We start from the raw sequence: 19,613 nt of genomic DNA, 5'->3' as shown, positions 1-19,613 counted from the left end.
CAAACCACTAATTTCATACATCAATCTAAATTAAATTTTATGAACAAAACTAAATTCTCGTTCCTTTTTTCTTTAGCTGTTATTCTGAGTTCAGGGTTGTCTCAAGCACAAGACAAATCAGAACGCAAGAAAAAAAACAAAAAGGAAATAGCAGCTGCAATTGCAGATTCAATCAAAAACAAAAAACCTGCTAAAGTTTCTATTGCAGACAAAATTAAAACAAGCAAAAAAACAGAAGGTCTATTTACCATTTACCAAGATACAATAACTGGCAGCATTCAACTTTTTGTCAAAAAAGACCAATTAGGCAAAGAATTTATCTACCAAAGTTACTCAATGAACGGACCAACAACTTTGGGGTTAAATCAAAGTATGCACAGATCAACTAATGTTTTTAACATCAAAAAAGCGAATGATAAAATTGAATTTGGCATCGTAAACACCAATTTTTACTATGACAAAAACAACGCTGTAAGTAAAACTGCTGGAACTGATATTTCGGAAGCAATTTTCTTAGCCGAAAAAGTGGTAGCTGAAGACAGCAATGGTTATTTAATTGCTGCCGATGGTTTGTTTATTAGCGAAAAATTGGATCCAGTTAAACCAACAATGCCTCCCGGAATTCCTCCAGGTGCGGTTTTTAATTTAGGAAATTTTAATGCTGCAAAATCAAAATACTATAGCATTCGCTCCTATCCTAACAATACAGATGTCTTGGTCGATTTAGCTTATGACAATCCTGCACCTTTAAATGGCGGTGGCGATGACATTACCGATGCACGTTATGTTCGTGTGCGTATCCAACATACATTTCTAGAAATGCCCAAAAACGATTTCAGAGCAAGAAGAGACGATCCACGCGTTGGTTATTTTGGACAAACGGTAAACGACCAAACGAGTATGAAAGCAACACCTTATAAAGATATTATCCACAGATGGTATTTGACCAAAAAAGATCCAGGTGCTTTTTTGAGCGAACCTGTTGAACCTATCGTTTGGTGGATTGAAAACACTACGCCAATAGAATATCGTCAAATCGTTGTTGATGCTGGAAATAAATGGAATGAAGCGTTTGAAAAAGCTGGTTTCAAAAATGCAGTTGTGATGAAAATCCAACCTGATGATGCCGATTGGGATGCTGGCGATGTTCGTTACAATGTAATTCGTTGGGTTGCCTCAGCTTATCCAACTTATGGTGCCATTGGACCAAGTTTTGCTAATCCAAGAACTGGACAAATTTTAGGTTCTGATATTACAATCGAATGGGCTTCAGGAAGTAGTTCACCATCGCTTGACGAACTATATTCTGCAAAAAATTCAGGCAATTCTGAACATCTAAATCATTATTTCCACAAAGATGGAAGTGCTTGCACAATGGCTAGCGAACTTAAAAATCAGTTCGTCATGGGAACAACTTTGGTAGATGCTTTGGGTGAAAATCCAGAAACTTTGAAAGATGTACATAAAGAATTTTTATACTATTTAGTATTGCATGAAATGGGACATACTCTAGGGTTAAACCACAACATGAAATCGAGCCAAATGCTATCTCCAGCCGAATTACACAACAAAGCCATCACTGAAAAAGTTGGTCTTATTGGTTCAGTAATGGATTATCCAGCAGTCAATCTTTCTTTAGACAGAAGCAAACAAGGAAATTATTATACTGTAAAACCTGGACCTTATGATCTTTGGGCAATTGAATTTGGTTACAGGGAATTTGATGAAAAATCAGAAGAAGCGGAATTGACAAAAATTTTAAGTCGTAGCACAGAACCAGCTTTAGCATTTGGAAACGATGCTGACGATATGAGATCGCCAGGAAAAGCAATCGATCCACGAGTGATGATTAATGATTTAAGTAGCGATGCTATTGGCAATGCCGAAGAAAGATTTCAATTGGTTAACAATGTTATGACAAAATTGAAAACAAAATATAGCAAAGAAGGTCAAAGTTATGCCGAACTAAGAGCGCGTTTTTCAAACTTAAATAATCAAAGAAGAAACATGGCAGCAGTAGTTAGCCGTTATGTTGGTGGCGTAATGGTGGACAGAAGTTTCGTTGGTCAAAACACGACTGAAAAACCATTGACACCCGTTTCAAAAGCACGACAAAAAAGAGCTATCGATGTATTGAATAAATACGTTTTTGCACCAACTGCCTATAGTGTTGATGCACCATTGTATCCTTATTTACAATTACAAAGACGTGGTTTTAACTTCTTCTCTTCTACCGAAGATCCAAAACTAGGTGCAATTTATCAGTCAATCCAAACGGACGCAACACTTGGTCATATTCTTCACCCAACAACGTTACAAAGAGTTTCAAACACAAGTTTGTATGGAAATAGCTATACCGTTGCCGAAATTATGACCGATTTAACCAATGGAATTTTTAAAGCCGATTTAATAGGTAAAGTAAACATGCAACGCCAATACCTACAAACCTATTTTGTAAAAGAAGTTGCTGCAATTGCCGATATCAATGATACAAAAAACAGACATGACGATATCTCAAAAGCCGCAGCACGTCAAACATTAAAGAAAATTAAACTGATGCTTAGCACAGCTTCTTCATTAGACGAAAGCACAAGAGCACACCGAAATTACATTTCGTTTTTAATTGAAAATGCATTAACAATTAAATAATATTTTTTCAATCATTATAACAAAACCTCTTGACATTGTTAAGAGGTTTTTTGATTTAGTCCATACGAATGATATTTGGGTAATTGAAAGACTTTTGTACATTTGGGTTTGGCAGTAACAATATGAGAAACGAACTTAAGATACTAACATTTATCACTTTGCTCCTATTTCTTTCTTGCAAGCAATCAAGTGAAAACAAAACTGAATATAACCAAAATAGAGAATTAATTCCAAATCCCGAAGGATTACAAAAAGATAATTTAGCAGTTTTGAAAGTTACTAATGAAGAATGTAAATGTGGAGAAAATGATATAACTGGAACAAAAACTGATACTGTTTATAAATTATCAAACGGAAAAAGAATAGCTTTATGTGGTTATAGAAATATTGAAAACAAACCAATAAATTTTTCAGAATTTGTATTGTCAGTTTGCGGAGAAAAAAATATAATTGATTTTTGGGATGCCACTCAAACATGTAATTTAAGAACAAAAAATGATACTTTAATTGTTGAAGAGCTTATTGATTTACCAACAAAAAAAGACAGGAATTACGAAACTAACATTTGGGTAATTGTTAAAGTATATTTTGAAAACAATAAAGTAATCAAAAAACATTTCATAAATAAAAATATAAAAAGATATTCTGAAAAGGAAATTGCTAAAACGTTAAATGAATATGAAAACGCAGATGAAAAAATAGATGATAGAAAAATGGAACTTTTAAATCGACTTTTTATATCAACAATATCAGAAAATAAAAAAGCTCGAGAGTATTTTTATAAATTCAAGGATAAATATAAAATTGATGGAGCTTTTTCGGAGGAATATAATGATTTAAAAGCAATGCTTGAAGTTTGGGATAAGCAAAAATAGCCACTGCTAACAGAGGTTTCAAGAAATGGCAAAGCATAGGATTTATTTGAAATGGCAAAAGTTTTTAATTTAAAGTTTTGGTTATATTTGCTAAGGCTTGGTCTTAGTTCATCAATTATTAATAAAGCCGAAAACCTTTAAAAAACACACACCCATGAAATCTAAAACCAAACACTCCATTATAAAATCAACTATTTTTTGCCTATTTCTAATTATTGCATCCTGTTCTTCAAGTGATAATGAAACTAATTCTCAAAATTTTGAAACCGCCATTCTTGGAACATGGAACTTAATAGAATACACTTCGACACGAACTACAGCAGAAACTGGAATAACAGAAACTTCAAATGGAGGTGATTTTAATTATACTATTGAATTCACCAACAATCCTAAGTTTATAAATACGAATGGAAGTTATGTTGTAGATGTTATTCAGACTAATAGTCAAAATCAATCAAACTCATTTTTTTATCAAATTAACTCCAATGAAAACCAGCAAGAAGGTGTTCACATTGGTGAATGGAGTATAAATAATAATAATTTAATCACCAGATTTTATGACATCGAACCAAATGAGCCAGGTTCATATGAATTATCATCTCAGATTATCGAACTTACAAACAACCGGTTGAAACTAAAAATTGACAACGCTTCTTCAAGTTCCGAAAATTATACAGTAACTGGTACTACCTATGTAACCTATGAAAGATAAGCCCAAAAGGCTATAAATCCTTCTCTTCTTACTTCACAAATCAAAAAAACTTAACTAGCTGCAAAGGATAAGTTTACTCCACAATCAATCAATAGTTTTGAATAGTTAGTTTATAGTATTACTAATTGACTTTTAGTTTTTGCAATATTAGTTGTAATTTTTACAATAGTATATTGTATTAATACAATAATAGTTTTTAGTAATACCATGATTGTTTTTAGTATTAAAATACTTGTTTTTAATATTACATATCGTGTTTGTATTTTTAACAAGCTTGATATCAGTTTTAATATAACTACTAATAGCATTGCAATCCTTGTTTGTACTTATGTATACGCAAATGAAACATCAGCAACCTTTAACATAAAAAGTCACAAGTAGTAATAGTATAGGGGTAATATTCCTTTATAATTATCTCTAATATTACTTTCCAATCTTACCATTTGAAAGAGTTTTGTACTTTTGAAAAAAAGTACTTCCAAAAAAATGAAAACCTTATCAAGACTGCTACTTCTAACAATCATCCCATTATTAAATTTAGGTTGTGGTTCAAAAAAAAGTGAAGCTTTTCAATCTAAAGAAGTTTACAAATCCAATGATCTAATCATTACTCAAGTCTCAAAAAACGCTTTTGTCCATACTTCTTTTTTACAAACCCAAGATTTCGGAAATGTGCCATGCAATGGTTTAATAGTTAGCAACAACAAGGAAACAATCATTTTTGACACACCTACAAGCAACACTACTTCCGAAGAATTAATTAAATGGATATCTGAAACGCAACAAGCAAAAATAAATGCTATCATTCCAACACATTTTCACAATGATTGTTTAGCAGGTTTAACAGCTTTTCATAACAAAAATATTCCTTCTTATTCTTATTTCAAAACGATAGAATTTGCTAAAAATAATAACGAAACTTTACCTCAAAACAGTTTTAACGATTCGCTAGTTTTAAACGTTGGTAATGAACAAATCATCGCAAAATTTTTCGGCGAAGGACATACCAAAGATAACATTGTGGGTTATTTTCCGAGTGAAAATGTTCTTTTTGGTGGTTGTTTGATTAAAGAATTAAAAGCCACAAAAGGTTATTTAGGCGATGCAAATACAGCCGAATGGTCAAAAACCGTAGAAAAAATTAAAAAGGAATATCCCAACCTAAAAATTGTAGTTCCAGGTCATGGCGATTATGGTAGCACAAAATTATTAGACTATACCATCAAATTGTTTGCAAACAAGTAATACAAAATGTCTAAGAAGAAAGACTAATTACTTTCTTGAAACTTTCCGCTAATACTTCCTGTGACTGTGATCACTGTTGTAGAGCCATTACCTTCGGATCCTTTTACATTTTGAAAAGAGATATTGAATTTATTATTCCCTAAATCTTCAACAACAATATTTCCATTAAAGAACAAATAACTATTATTCGCTTTAGTGTAATTTCCTGTGCCTTGCATTCCAGTCATCAAATAAGTTCCAGAAGCATCCGCCTGTGTCAAAGGATAATTTATCCTAAAAACCATTTCATCCAAATCCATTGGAGTGTCTAAGTTCTTTTTCAAAACAAATATTAAAGATTTTTCAAAAGAACTATTTAATGGATAAGCTGTAATCTCTTTTGGTAAAAAAGAAACGCCATCTATTTTAATTGTTGACTCAAAGGATTTCGAATCACTATCGGATGAACATCCTATTAAAATTGTACTTAAAGCAATAAATGCAAATAAAACTCTTTTCATATTATATAAACTAATTAAAAACTTCTTCATTTTCTCCATCAAAACTGGCAAAAACCATACTTGGATGCGAATCTTGATGGAAGATATTTCCGTTTTTATCAATAGCAATTGCGCCTGCAAAACCGTCAAAGGGTTTTAGCTCAGCAAAGGTTTTTTCAAATGCTTGTTCTAACGAAAATCCATCCGTTACACGAGTTACAATTTTGGCAGCCACTGCACCACTAACAATATCTTCGCCAACACCAGTTAAACTTACGCCACAAAATTCGTTACAATAATTTCCGGCAACCGTAGCCGAATCAGAAACTCGACCAACAATTTCAAAACCTTTTCCACCCGTTGAAGTAGCAACAGCAATTCGTCCTTCGTTATCCAAAGCGACACAACCAACTGTTCCCGTTCCAGTTGAAGCTAATTTGGCTTCATATTCTTTTCTTCGTTGTGGAATTTCGGTAGAGAATTTTTCAAAACCATTTTTTCTAGCAAAATCAGTTGCTCCTTCTCCACTGAGAATTCGGTCATCAACATTCATTAAAACTTCCGCAACTTGAATTGGATTTTTTACTTCTTCAATATTAATCACACCACTCATTTTCATCGTAGTAGAATCCATCAAAGAAGCACTCATCCTGATTTTTCCATCACTTTGAATCTGAGAACCAATTCCAGCATTGAACAATGCATCGTCTTCCAAAAGAGATGTGGCATGAACAACCGTTTCAACTGCTGAGTGATTTTGCAAATAATTATACGAATCTCTCACAATACGTAGTAACGCCTGTTGTTTGGCAACTTTGGTTTCGTTATTAGTGGATGATTCCGAGAAAAATCCTCCGTGGATGATTATTTTAGACATCTTAGAATATTAGATTGCTTGATTGCTAGACTTATTAAATTCTGAAAAACATCTAAATGTTCTAACAATCTAAGAAGTCTAATAATCTATATTAAACGTATTGTGAAGAGTGAATTGTCATTTTAAAAGTATCCAAATCAAATCTGTCATGATTGCTCATAACGTGCGTTACCAAATGGTTGATTGAAATCGGCTGACCTAATTCTACTTGTGTCAAATTTGTATCTTTTACTTCTCTTCCATCTACTAAAATTACTAATCCAGAACCAATCGCTTCCATTTGACGACCATTTGTAATCAACAAACCTGTATCTTCTCCAAGTCCAATTCCAAGTACTTTTGGGTTGCCAACAACCGCTTGAAACAAACGACCAATTCGCCCGCGTTGCACAAAATGCGTATCAATAACCACATCGTCAATCAATCCTAAACCAGACGTAATTTTTACTTCACCTTTCAACAATGCTTCGCTGCTACTTCCTTGGTAAATCATACTATTAGAAGCAGCTGCTGCTCCAGCCGAAGTTCCGGCATACACAAAATCTTCGTTACGATATTTAGAAATAAGAATTTCATCAAATGGCGTTCCACCTAGAATTGAAGTCAATCGAAGTTGATCACCGCCTGTAAACATAACTACATCTGCCGATTTCAATCGATCAAGAATTTCAGTTTCACTAGCTTGTTCTCTTCTCTCAATATGAAGAACATCTACATTTTCTGCACCCAAATAGCGAAATGCTTTTACATATTCTGGTCCAATTTCTCTTGGAATTTTGGAGGCAGTAGTAATCACTTCAATTCGAGATTGTTCTTTATTTTTAGACTCTTTAATTATTCGCTTCAAAATACCTTCTTCGAAGAAATTTAAATTTTTTGGAGCGTTTTTGTCTAAATCAGTTTCGGTGAAACTACCTTTATCAACAGCGCCACCAATTATTATAAGTTTTCCTTGTATATTCATGTGGGTAAAAATAACAAAAACTTACTATTTACAAATCTTTTTTCTGTTTTTTGAAACGAACTTATCAACGAACTTATCAAAAATAATAACTTCAAAAAATAGTATATTTGCGATATGGAAATCAATCAAACACGAATCAATAAATTTCTTTCCGAATCGGGCTATTGTTCTCGCCGTGAAGCGGATAAATTATTAGAACAAGGACGAATTACCATAAATGGTGTAGTTCCAGAACTAGGAACTAAAGTTTCTGCAGAAGATGAAATTCGTGTAGACGGAAAATTAATTCGAGAAAAAACAGAAAAACCAATCTATCTAGCTTTTCATAAACCGGTTGGAATTGAATGTACAACCAATCAAAATGTTCGCGATAATATTGTAGATTATATCAATTATCCTAAGAGAATTTTTCCAATTGGTCGATTGGACAAAGCCAGTGAAGGTTTGATTTTCATGACTGATGATGGTGATATTGTTAACAAAATTCTCCGCGCTAGAAACAACCACGAAAAAGAATACATCGTTACCGTAAACCGACCAATTACCGATCGATTTATTCAACGAATGGGCAATGGAATTCCAATTCTCGATACTGTTACCAAAAAATGTAAAGTAGAACAAATCAGTAAATTTGTTTTTAAAATCATCTTAACACAAGGTTTAAACCGTCAAATTCGTAGAATGTGTGAATACCTAGACTACGAAGTTACGGCACTAAAACGCACACGAATCATTAACATTTCACTTGATATTCCTGTTGGACGTTACCGTGATTTAAGCGATGACGAAATCAAACAATTAAATAAATTGATTGAACCTTCAAGCAAAACAGAAGAAGCAAGTTTTTCAAAAGTCAATGGCATTGGCAATAACAAATTCAAAATCAATAAAAACAATACCAAAAAATAAATGCTAAAAACCATTTTATATATAGCATTAGGTGGCGCAATTGGAAGCGTGTTGCGGTTTTTGACATCCCTTTTTGTAGCTAAGTTTTGGTCCAATCATTTTCCATTAGCTACTTTTTTAACCAATGTTGTGGGTTGTTTTCTGATTGGTGTTTCCATTGGTTTGTTAGAGAAAAACAACATGACAGACGGCAACTTAAAATGGTTTTTAATCACCGGATTTTGTGGAGGTTTCACTACTTTCTCAACTTTTGGGATGGAAAATTTTAATCTTTTTCAAAATAATAATTCCTTTTTAGCATTTGCCTACATTGCTGCGAGTATTATTTCTGGACTTTTTGCCGTTTGGCTTGGATTATTTTTATCAAAATAACAATTAAAAAAAACTGGTTTAACGGAAAATTATCAACAAAATGAAAAAAATTATTTTTATCCTTCTACTTTTTTCTTGTCAACTATTTTCACAAACCAATGCAGTTCAAGTTACAAACAATCAAACAGGAAAAACAATTATATTAAAAGAAAACACTAGAGTTAAAGTAAAAACAATTGATGGAAAAAAATATTTCGGCAGATTGAAAATAATTGACAGCACTTCAATAGAATTAAAAGGAAAAAAAATACTTCTAAACGATATAATTGTATTTAAAAGAAGATCGGTTGGTAGTTCTTTTGCGAGCGCTGGTTTGATTTTTATTGGCGCATCAACAGTAGTAATAGGTACAATTTTAATTTTAGTTGATATTCCAAGCGCTTTAATTCTTATCACTTCTGGCGGAATTTCAACAACAATTGGTGCTTTATTACCCGATTTTAATAATGGTCATCATTCAAACCGATGGAAGTATAAAATCATTGAAAAAGAAAAATTGTGAAAAAGCTTTTTGATACATTCTTTACATTACAAATAATTAAAAACTACTACAAACTGTAAAATCTGTGTTCAATTTTTGTAATTTCGCCGTCTATGAAAAAAGAAGATATTTTAGCCATTCATAATTTATTGGCAACACCAAAAAAAATTGCCATCATTCCACATAGAAGTCCCGATGGAGATGCTATGGGTTCAACTTTAGCACTATATCATTTTCTTTTGAAAATGAACCATCAACCTGTTGTCATTGCACCAAATGATTTTCCTAATTTTTTAGCTTGGTTGCCAAGTTCAGAAACTGTTTTGATTTTTGAAAATGATAGAGCTAATTGTACTAAAGTAATACAAGAGGCAGAAATGGTTTTCACACTAGATTTTAATGCTTTACACCGAACCGGAGAAATGGAACAAGTGCTAAATAAAGTAACCGTTCCAATGATAATGATTGACCATCATCAAAAACCAGATTCGTATGCTACTTACACTTATTCGGATACTATTTTTGGATCAACATGTGAAATGATTTATAATTTTATCTCTTTCCTTGATAAAAAAGAATTGATAGATAAAACTATCGCAACATGCATTTATACAGGAATAACCACTGACTCAGGTTCGTTTCGTTTTCCGTCAACAACAAGCAACACACACAAAATTGTTGCTGAACTGATAGATTTAGGAATTGAAAATAGTGAAATTCACAATCAGCTTTTTGACAACAACTCATACAATAGGCTGCAACTCCTTGGAAGAGCTTTACAAAACATGAAAGTTTTTCCAGAATTTAAAACGTCCTATATTTCACTTTCTCAAAAAGAATTAGACGAATTCCACTATGAAAAAGGTGATACAGAAGGCGTTGTTAATTATGGTTTGACTATAAAAGGTATTGTTTTTGCAGCTATTTTTATTGAGCATCGTGATGAAAACATTATTAAAATATCGTTCCGTTCTCAAGGTAGTTTTGATGTAAATCAATTTGCCCGAGATCATTTCAACGGTGGCGGACATATCAATGCTGCTGGAGGAAAATCATACGAAAGTTTAAAAAAAACCATTGAGAAATTTGAAAATTTAATTTCAAAAATTAGTATCTAAAAATGAAAAACACAATAAAAATAATAGTAGTATTGGTTTTTATGACAAACTTAATAAGTTGTAAACAACCACAAGAACGAATGCCAGTTTCGCGTTCGTCTGGAACTTTTATGAAAGAATCGATTGTACGTAATAAAAAATTAGTAGCTGGCGAAGAAGGAAGAATCGACTCTATCATCAAAAGCAATCCGAAAATTAAATATTTTGCATCCAAAAAAGGATATTGGTACAGTTATGATATCCGAAACGAAAAAGATACTTTACGCCCAAGAAAAGGTGACATCGCTTTTTTTGATTATGAAATAAAGGATTTTAAAGGAAACGTCATTTATTCTGATGTTGAACTAAGACCACAAGTCTATGCGGTTGATAAACAAAATATCATGATGGGTTTGCGAGATGGAATAAAATTAATGCGTAAAAACGAAAAAGTTACTTTTCTTTTTCCTTCACACATGGGATTTGGTTATCATGGTGATGAGAAACGAATTGGCACGAATGAACCTATAATTTGTACTGTCACATTAAACGATTTTAAACCCGAAAATAAAGCAACACCAAACAATGTTATCAAAAATGAATAGAAAATTTTTAGCTCTTTTTTTAGCTTCATCCTTTTTACTAACTTCTTGTAAGGACGAACACAGCAATTTAAAAGATGGACTTTACGCCGAACTTGAAACGTCAAAAGGAACAATTCTTTTGGAATTAGAATACAAAAAAACACCAATTACAGTAGCTAATTTTGTCACCTTAGCGGAAGGGAAAAATCCATTTGCTTCAGAAGAATGCAAAGGAAAAAATTTATTTGATGATATATCTTTTCATAGAGTAATTGATAAATTCATGATTCAAACTGGTGATCCATTAGGAAATGGCGCTGGTGATGCAGGATATACTTTCAAAGATGAAATCACGGATTTAAGACACGACAAACCCGGAATTCTCTCTATGGCAAATTCTGGTCCTGGAACAAATAGTTGTCAGTTTTTTATAACTCACGTTGAAACACCTTGGCTTGATGGTAAACATACCGTTTTTGGTGAAATTGCAAATCCAGAAAGTTTAGATATTGTTAATGCAATAAAGCAAGGCGATAGACTTAACAAAGTAACAATCATTCGAAAAGGAGAAGATGTGAAAAAGTTCGATGCTGTTAAAGTTTTTAGTGATTATTTCAAAAAAGAAAACGAAAACTTAAAAAAACAACAAGCAATCGATGAAGAAAATAAAAGGATTTATGCTCAAAAATTCAAAGCAGTAATCGAACAAAAGCTTAACTATTTCAATAATTTAAGAGAAAGCGCAACAAAAACTCCATCAGGATTGAAATACAAAATTACAGAAAAATCAAAAGGAAGCAAACCAAAAGAAGGAACAAAGGTTTTCATAAAATATGCAGGATTTCTTGAAGATGGAACGCTTTTTGATACAAGCAATCCTGAAATAGCAAAAACCTTTGGTTTCTATGATGAACAAAGAGCAATGCAAAATGGATATAGCGCTTTACCCTACCAAGTTGGTTCAAACAAATTAATACCAGGTTTTGTAGAAGGTGTAAACAAAATGAATATTGGTGACAAAGCTGTGTTTTTTATTCCTTCAAAATTAGGTTATGGCGAACAAGGCGCAGGCGATGTTATTCCGCCAAATGCAAACATTATTTTCGAAGTAGAATTATTAGATAAAAATTAAAACAAATAAAATAAACAATGAAAAATAAAATTAACATTCTCTTTTTATTACTTTTTGGTTTGACCACTACATTTGCTCAAACAGCCAAAAAACCAGTTGCCAAAAAACCAACTGCTACAAAAACAGCAACAGCTGCAAAACCACAAACTGCTAATCCTACTGATGGTATTTTTGCTGAAATTGAAACTTCTAAAGGAAAAATTGTTTTAGCATTAGAATACAAAAAAACACCAATTACAGTTGCCAATTTTATATCACTTGCTGAAGGAACCAATACAGCAGTTAAAGATGAAAAATTAAAAGGAAAACCATTTTATAATGGATTAAAATTCCACCGAGTAATTGCTGACTTTATGATACAAGGTGGCGATCCACAAGGAAACGGTTCTGGTGGACCAGGTTATGCTTTTAAAGATGAAATAGTTGCTGATTTAAAGCACAACAGTGGCGGAATTTTATCCATGGCAAACTCTGGACCTAAAACAAATGGTTCTCAGTTTTTTATTACTCACAAAGAAACTCCATGGTTAGACGGAAAACACACTGTTTTCGGAAAAGTAACTACAGGAATGGATGTTGTAAACGCAATAAAACAAGACGATTTGATTAACAAAATTACAATAGTTAGAAAAGGTGCTGATGCAAAAAAGTTTGACGCAACAAAAATCTTTTCCGATTATATAGCAAACAAGGCTAATGAAGATAAAATGGAAGCGGAAGTTGCTGCTGAAAACAAAAGAAAAGCCGCAGAAGCAGAAGCTACAAAAAAAGCAGAATACAATGCTAAATATGGTGCTGTTATAGCCGCAAAAGCTTCCTATCTAAATAACGAAAAAGCTACTGCTACAGAAACTCCTTCTGGTTTAAAATATAAAATAATCAAACAAGGAACTGGAAAAAAACCAGCCGATGGAACTAATGTTCTAATTCATTATGCCGGTTATTTAGAAGATGGAAGTTTATTCGACAGTAGCTATGATGTTGTTAATAAAGAATATGGAAAGTTTGACGAAAATAGAGCAAAAGCTAACGGATATCAGCCGTTTCCCTTCCAATATGGAAAAAAAGACGGATTAATACCTGGATTTATTGAAACTTTAAGCAATATGAATTACGGCGATAAAGCAATTGCATTTATTCCTTCAAAATTAGGATATGGAGAACGCGGAGCAGGAAACGTAATTCCACCAAATGCAAATATTATTTTTGAAATAGAAATGATTGAAGCTCCAGCAAAAAAAGAATAATAACTAAAAGTCTCGAAAAAATCGGGACTTTTTTTTTGATAAACTTAACTAAAGTTAAACTATAAACTTATTTTCAATATTGTTATCTTTGCTTCACTAATAAAATAGAAATGGAAAACGTAATCAATAGCGTTCAACCACCAATAGGAAAGCCAAAATGGTTAAAAGTAAAATTACCTATTGGTCAAAAATATACCGAACTACGTGGTTTAGTTGACAAATATAAACTCAATACAATTTGCACCTCAGGAAGTTGTCCAAATATGGGCGAATGTTGGGGCGAAGGAACAGCAACATTTATGATTTTAGGAAATATTTGTACACGTTCTTGTGGTTTTTGTGGTGTTAAAACTGGAAGACCAGAAACCGTTGATTGGGATGAACCAGAAAAAGTAGCTCGTTCAATTAAGATAATGAAAATCAAACATGCTGTTATCACAAGTGTTGACAGAGATGATTTAAAAGATATGGGTTCTATAATTTGGTTGGAAACTGTAGAAGCTATTCGGAGAATGAATCCAACAACCACACTTGAAACACTTATCCCTGATTTTCAAGGTGTAGAAAGAATTATCGATAGAATCGTTGAAGCCAATCCTGAAGTGGTTTCACACAATATGGAAACTGTTCGTAGATTAACTAGAGAAGTTCGCATTCAAGCAAAATACGATAGAAGTTTAGCCGTTTTAAAATATTTAAAAGATAAAGGAATTCGCAGAACAAAATCGGGAATTATGCTTGGTTTGGGCGAAACAGAAGAAGAAGTAATTCAAACCATGCAAGACTTGAGAGATAATAATGTTGACATTGTTACTATTGGTCAATATCTTCAACCAAGCAAAAAACACTTACCTGTAAAGGAATTTATTACACCAGAACAATTTGAAAAATACGAAAAAATTGGAAAGGAAATGGGTTTTCGCCATGTTGAAAGTGGTGCTTTAGTTCGTTCAAGTTATCATGCTGAAAAACACATACTTTAAAATTTGAAAACAAGAGTAGCTATAAATGGTTTTGGGCGAATTGGACGCAATTTATTTCGATTACTTTTAAACCATCCAACAATTGAAGTTGTTGCCATAAACGACATTGCAGACAATCGTACAATGGCACATTTAATTAAATATGATAGCATTCATGGAGTTCTTCCAAGTGAAGTTTCATACGATGAAAATTCAATTATTGTAGCTAATAAACATTTCACCTTTTTTCACGAAAAAGAAATCAGTAATTTAAATTGGGGAAATGTTGATTTTGTAATTGAGTCTACCGGAAAATTCAAAACTTTCAAAGAGATTAATCAACATGTTTTGGCTGGAGCTAAAAAAGTAATTTTATCTGCTCCAAGCGAAGTTCCTGAAATCAAAACCGTAGTTCTAGGTGTCAACGAGTTTATTCTTGATGGAACAGAAAAAATTGTTTCCAATGCAAGTTGTACAACTAACAACGCTGCACCAATGATTAAAATAATCAATGAACTTTGCGGCATCGAACAAGCTTACATTACAACAGTTCACTCCTACACTACTGACCAAAGTCTTCATGATCAACCTCATAAAGATTTACGCCGTGCTCGTGGTGCAAGTCAATCTATTGTTCCAACAACAACTGGTGCAGCCAAGGCTTTGACTAAAATTTTTCCCGAAATGGAAGGAAAAATTGGCGGAAGTGGTATTCGTGTTCCTGTTCCTGATGGTTCTTTGACTGATATTACTTGCTATGTGAAAAAAGAAGTTACAATTGAAGAAATAAATTCTGCATTCAAAAAAGCATCAGATACAAACCTCAAGGGAATCATGGCTTACACTGAAGATCCAATCGTATCGGTTGATATCATTGGAAATACAAATTCTTGCCTTTTTGATGCTCAATTAACTTCAGTAATTAACAAAATGGTCAAAGTAGTAGGTTGGTATGACAACGAAATTGGCTACTCTTCTAGAATTATTGATTTAATAATTTTGTTAAGAAAATAATTTTCATATATTTAGCGTCCTTAAAAGGTTATAAACAGTAATATATGAAGTGGTTTTTACCAATATTCCTTATTCCAATAATTTTATTTGGTCAAAAAAATACCGTCAAAGAAGTTGATAGTACGGAGTATTACATCCAAATGGCAAACTTCAACAAAAAAACCAACAACTATAAATTTTCATTAACTTATTCTCAAAAAGCTTTTGATTTTGCCAATCAAAAAAATGACAGCAATGGCAAAGCAACAGCACTACATTCGTTAGGTGTTACTTATTATGAAATTAGAAAATATGCCGATGCTATAGATGCCTTATCTAAATCTATTGAAATTTTTTCAGCCTTACCTCCAACAAGCGAGTCGGCTTTGTGCTATTATGAGTTGGGAATGTGCTACATGAACATCCAAAATTTTAGTAAAGCGGAAAGCAACTTTAGCAAAGCAAAATCGATTTATGATTTATTAAAAATTGACGCTTCAGAATTACTAAATCTTCAAAAAGCAATTTTGTACAAAAACAAAGGGAAAATTGAATTAGCGACTCAACTTTTCAATCAAATAATTGCAAAACCTGATAGTAAAGATGTATTTAAAACAAAAGCTGAAGCCTATTATCAACTTGGAACTATTGAGGAAAAAAGCAACCGAAATAATCTAGCACTCAATTATTTAAATAGAGCTTTTGAACTAAATAAAAAAGATAAAAATTTAGAGCAAAAAACTAAAATTTTAGCCTCATTAAGTGTTGTAAACGAAAAGCTTTTAGACTTAAAAAAATCGCATCAATACTTAAAAGCGCATTTATTTCTAAGAGATAGTTTATCCCAATTAAATAATGAAAAATTAGGCGCTGATGATTATGTTGCATTTAAAGAAAGTGAACGTTTAAAAGCCATCGAACAGATTAATCGTGAAAATATTGCTCAACAAAAAACCAATAAATTTGCTAAATTAATAAGCATTTTAGCTATTGCGTTAATTTCAATTTTATCGCTTTTGAGTTTATCACTCTATAAAAACAATATCATTCGAAACCAATCTAATATTTTATTAAAAGAAAAGAATAGTGAACTAGAAATTGCTAAAGAAAAAGCTGAAAAAGCATCACAAGCTAGAGCCGATTTTCTATCAACCGTAAGTCACGAATTACGAACACCGCTAAATGCAATCAACGGAATTACCCACTTATTATTGGAAGAAAAACCAAAAGAAACACAATTACATTATTTGAATTCATTGAAGTTTTCAGGAAATTATTTACTCACTTTTATTAATGAAATCCTCGAAATCAATAGAATTGAATCAGAAAATATCGAAATTGAATACACTGATTTCAATTTAAAAGTTTTACTATTCAACATTCAAAGCTCTTTAAAAGAACTGGCAAATATTAATAATAACTCTTTCATTTTAGATATTGACGAAAAAATTCCTGATGTAATTATTGGTGATCCTACCAAAATGTCACAGATTTTTATGAATCTAATCAATAATGCGTTAAAATTCACCAAAAATGGCGAAGTAAGAGTTATTGCTGAATTATTTGGAATAAACGAAGGAAAGGCAACCATTCATTTTGAAATCATTGATAATGGAATCGGGATTCCTATTGAAAAACAACAGACTATTTTTGATAGTTTTTCTCAAGGTTCGATAGAAATAAATCGAAAATATGGTGGAACTGGTTTAGGACTAACGATTGTGAAAAAACTAATCGAACTATTAGGCGGAGAAATTGAGCTAGTAAGCGAAGTAAACAATGGTTCTACTTTTTCTTTTGATTTAAACTTGGGAATAAGTCAAAAAGAAATTGAAGTTGAAAAAGTTATTGAATATCATGAATCTATTCTAGAAAATAAAAATGTGCTCATCGTTGAAGACAACAAAATAAATCAAATGATTACCAAAAAAATGCTTGAAAATAAAGGCATGAAATGTAAAATCATAGACAACGGTGAAGAAGCAGTTGAAGCCATTAAACAACAAAACACTTTTGATTTAATACTGATGGATGTTCATCTACCAGGAATAAATGGAACTATTGCTACTCAACAAATTAGAACCTTCAATACAGGAATTCCAATCATTGCCTTGACAGCAATTTCACTGAATGAAAACAGAGAAATGTTACTGTCGTATGGAATGACTGATGTAATAACAAAACCGTTTGAACCAAGTAAATTCTATAGTGTTATTTCGCAAACACTTAGTATTTCTCAATCAATTCTTTAATTAGTCTTCTTACTTGTGGTTCGGCACTTTTAGCTGCTTCTAATACTTCTTCATGCGTAATACTTTCGATACTTTCTTCGTTACCCATATCGGTAATGACTGAAAGTCCAAAGGTTTCTAAATCCATATGTCGCGCAACAATTACTTCAGGAACTGTTGACATTCCAACACAGTCTGCACCGAGCAATTTTACCATTTTGTATTCTGATAAAGTCTCAAAAGTTGGTCCTTGCAAACCAAGGTAAACTCCATCTTGAACTTCAATGTGCAATTCTTTAGCCAATTCTTTTGCTTTGGCAATCATTTTTTGACTGTATGGTTCGCTCATATTCACAAATCGAGGTCCAAATCGATTGTCATTTTTTCCACGCAAAGGATGTTCTGGCATCATGTTGATGTGATCTTTTATTAAAACAATCGAACCTACTTTATACTTTGGATTTACACCACCAGAAGCGTTGGAAACAATCAATTTAGTTACACCTAAATACTTCAATACACGAACTGGAAAGGTAACTTCTTTCATGTCATAACCTTCGTAGTAATGAAAACGACCTTGCATGGCTACAACCTTTTTTGTTCCTATAGTTCCAAAAACTAAAGCACCTTTATGTCCTTCAACTGTTGAAACTGGAAAATTTGGAATTTCGTTATATGGTAGCGTATGTTCAACTACAATATCATCCGTAAAACTTCCTAATCCCGAGCCAAGAATAACGCCATATTCCGGAGTGAAACCTGTTTTATTCTTTATATAATCAACTGTTTGTTGTACTTGTTCCCACATAATTTAAAATATTTTTATCAAATTCTTTTTTATTTTTAACGAAATTACTCTGTATTGGTAGATAATAAATCAATGATTTCAACGAATAATTTTTTAATCTAACAAAATCTTTTTCAGTTGTTATAATTATTCTACCGTCTGCTTTTTCATCAACAGCTTCAATTTCACTTTTAGTAAACTGATGATGATCAGCAAAAACAGCCAACGTATCTTTTTCTTTTTGCAAATAATTGAAAAATGGATTTGGATTTGCAATTCCAGCTAACAAAACTTTAGCTGTATGCTTTATTTCTACTACCGAGATTTCGCCATTCATTCCATACACTTTTTCATCATAATCAATATAACTAAAATAAATGGTTTTATCTGTTCCAATTTGTTTTATTATTTCTTTTTGTGCAAGTTCTGAAATATCTTTAGGACATTTAGTGACAATTATCATATCAGCTCTTTTTGCTCCATTTCTACTCTCGCGAAGATTTCCTGTCGGCAACATATAATCATCACAAAACAAGTCGTTATAAGTTGTCAACAGGATATAAAGTCCAGCTTTTACTTTTCTGTGTTGAAAAGCATCGTCCAATAAAATAACTTGTGGCTTTTCATTTTGTGCCAAAAGAGTTGTAATTCCGTTACGTCTATCAGCATCAACGGCAAATTGTACTTGAGGGAATTTTTGAAACATTTGAAATGGTTCGTCACCAAGAATTGCGGCAGTAGCGTTTTTATCCGCCAAAACAAAACCTTCTGATTTTCGTTTATAACCACGACTTAAAACCGCTAGCGAATATTTTGGCGAAAGCAAACGAATTAAATACTCTATTTGAGGCGTTTTACCTGTTCCACCAACACTAAGGTTACCAACGGCAATTATAGGAATATCAAAAGAATAGGATTTTATAACACCGATGTCAAAAAGAAAATTTCTTAAAGAAGTTATCCAGCCGTAAAGAATAGCAAAAGGAAAAAGTAATTTTCTAACAATAATCATAGTAC

General features: G+C 32.3%; 19 protein-coding genes. 14 read left to right on the top strand and 5 right to left on the bottom strand.

Annotation, left to right across the window (positions count from 1 at the left end; translation table 11 throughout):
* Positions 1-39 precede the first annotated feature (39 nt).
* The 4 genes from BC748_RS11855 to bla all read left to right on the top strand — a co-directional run bounded on the left by BC748_RS11855 (position 40) and on the right by bla (position 5,481).
* Positions 40-2,649, top strand: a complete 2,610-nt coding sequence (locus BC748_RS11855) for a zinc-dependent metalloprotease (protein ID WP_133533714.1) — start codon at positions 40-42, stop codon at positions 2,647-2,649.
* 122 nt (positions 2,650-2,771) lie between these two features.
* A complete protein-coding gene (locus BC748_RS11850) occupies positions 2,772-3,524 on the top strand; it encodes a hypothetical protein (RefSeq protein ID WP_133533713.1) in 753 nt (250 codons plus the stop codon).
* 154 nt (positions 3,525-3,678) lie between these two features.
* Positions 3,679-4,236 (top strand): hypothetical protein, encoded by a 558-nt coding sequence (locus BC748_RS11845; RefSeq protein WP_133533712.1) that lies wholly within the window; start codon positions 3,679-3,681, stop codon positions 4,234-4,236.
* Positions 4,237-4,722: 486 nt separating this feature from the next.
* A complete protein-coding gene (gene bla, locus BC748_RS11840; RefSeq protein ID WP_133533711.1) occupies positions 4,723-5,481 on the top strand; it encodes a subclass B1 metallo-beta-lactamase in 759 nt (252 codons plus the stop codon).
* A gap of 23 nt (positions 5,482-5,504) precedes the next feature.
* On the opposite strand, the gene BC748_RS11835 is transcribed toward bla, so the two are convergent.
* The 3 genes from BC748_RS11835 to BC748_RS11825 all read right to left on the bottom strand — a co-directional run bounded on the left by BC748_RS11835 (position 5,505) and on the right by BC748_RS11825 (position 7,801).
* Complete coding sequence (locus BC748_RS11835) at positions 5,505-5,981, bottom strand: hypothetical protein (RefSeq protein WP_133533710.1); 477 nt, start codon at positions 5,979-5,981, stop codon at positions 5,505-5,507.
* Between the two features lie 10 nt (positions 5,982-5,991).
* Positions 5,992-6,837 (bottom strand): isoaspartyl peptidase/L-asparaginase, encoded by an 846-nt coding sequence (locus BC748_RS11830; protein WP_133533709.1) that lies wholly within the window; start codon positions 6,835-6,837, stop codon positions 5,992-5,994.
* 91 nt (positions 6,838-6,928) lie between these two features.
* Positions 6,929-7,801, bottom strand: coding sequence for a cyanophycinase (locus tag BC748_RS11825; RefSeq protein ID WP_133533708.1), 873 nt, complete (start codon positions 7,799-7,801; stop codon positions 6,929-6,931).
* Positions 7,802-7,915: 114 nt separating this feature from the next.
* Here BC748_RS11825 and rluF point away from each other — a divergent pair, with 114 nt between their 5' ends.
* From rluF to BC748_RS11775, 10 genes are all read left to right on the top strand, one after another.
* Complete coding sequence (gene rluF, locus BC748_RS11820; protein WP_133533707.1) at positions 7,916-8,710, top strand: 23S rRNA pseudouridine(2604) synthase RluF; 795 nt, start codon at positions 7,916-7,918, stop codon at positions 8,708-8,710.
* A complete protein-coding gene (gene crcB, locus BC748_RS11815; RefSeq protein WP_133533706.1) occupies positions 8,711-9,082 on the top strand; it encodes a fluoride efflux transporter CrcB in 372 nt (123 codons plus the stop codon).
* 40 nt (positions 9,083-9,122) lie between these two features.
* A complete protein-coding gene (locus BC748_RS11810; RefSeq protein WP_133533705.1) occupies positions 9,123-9,584 on the top strand; it encodes a hypothetical protein in 462 nt (153 codons plus the stop codon).
* 92 nt (positions 9,585-9,676) lie between these two features.
* On the top strand, positions 9,677-10,681 hold the full coding sequence (locus BC748_RS11805) for a DHH family phosphoesterase (protein ID WP_133533704.1): 1,005 nt from the start codon (positions 9,677-9,679) through the stop codon (positions 10,679-10,681).
* 2 nt (positions 10,682-10,683) lie between these two features.
* A complete protein-coding gene (gene gldI / locus BC748_RS11800) occupies positions 10,684-11,265 on the top strand; it encodes a gliding motility-associated peptidyl-prolyl isomerase GldI (protein WP_133533703.1) in 582 nt (193 codons plus the stop codon).
* On the top strand, positions 11,258-12,376 hold the full coding sequence (locus BC748_RS11795; protein ID WP_133533702.1) for a peptidylprolyl isomerase: 1,119 nt from the start codon (positions 11,258-11,260) through the stop codon (positions 12,374-12,376). Before gldI ends, BC748_RS11795 begins: the two co-directional genes overlap by 8 nt.
* A 17-nt stretch (positions 12,377-12,393) precedes the next feature.
* Positions 12,394-13,623 (top strand): peptidylprolyl isomerase, encoded by a 1,230-nt coding sequence (locus BC748_RS11790; RefSeq protein WP_133533701.1) that lies wholly within the window; start codon positions 12,394-12,396, stop codon positions 13,621-13,623.
* A 110-nt stretch (positions 13,624-13,733) separates the two neighbouring features.
* Positions 13,734-14,606 carry a lipoyl synthase gene (gene lipA / locus BC748_RS11785; RefSeq protein WP_133533700.1) on the top strand — a complete coding sequence of 291 codons (873 nt, stop codon included), beginning with the start codon at positions 13,734-13,736 and terminating at the stop codon, positions 14,604-14,606.
* A 3-nt stretch (positions 14,607-14,609) separates the two neighbouring features.
* Positions 14,610-15,599, top strand: a complete 990-nt coding sequence (gene gap, locus BC748_RS11780; protein ID WP_133533699.1) for a type I glyceraldehyde-3-phosphate dehydrogenase — start codon at positions 14,610-14,612, stop codon at positions 15,597-15,599.
* A 44-nt stretch (positions 15,600-15,643) separates the two neighbouring features.
* Positions 15,644-17,830, top strand: a complete 2,187-nt coding sequence (locus BC748_RS11775) for an ATP-binding protein (RefSeq protein ID WP_133533698.1) — start codon at positions 15,644-15,646, stop codon at positions 17,828-17,830.
* On the opposite strand, the gene BC748_RS11770 is transcribed toward BC748_RS11775, so the two are convergent.
* The gene (locus tag BC748_RS11770; protein WP_133533697.1) at positions 17,805-18,617 is read right to left on the bottom strand and encodes a purine-nucleoside phosphorylase; all 813 of its coding nucleotides are present in this window, start codon (positions 18,615-18,617) and stop codon (positions 17,805-17,807) included. The two genes, BC748_RS11775 and BC748_RS11770, sit on opposite strands and share 26 nt — an antisense overlap.
* Positions 18,589-19,608: a tetraacyldisaccharide 4'-kinase gene (lpxK, locus tag BC748_RS11765; protein WP_133533696.1), complete on the bottom strand. Its 1,020-nt coding sequence runs from the start codon at positions 19,606-19,608 to the stop codon at positions 18,589-18,591. The genes BC748_RS11770 and lpxK overlap by 29 nt, the downstream gene beginning before the upstream one ends.
* Between the last annotated feature and the right edge of the window lie 5 nt (positions 19,609-19,613).

It is taken from the genome of Flavobacterium dankookense (assembly GCF_004362665.1).
GTDB classification, from domain to species: Bacteria; Bacteroidota; Bacteroidia; order Flavobacteriales; family Flavobacteriaceae; genus Flavobacterium; species Flavobacterium dankookense.
Note: the sequence above shows the minus strand (reverse complement) of the source record. Positions and strands in the feature narration are given on the sequence as shown.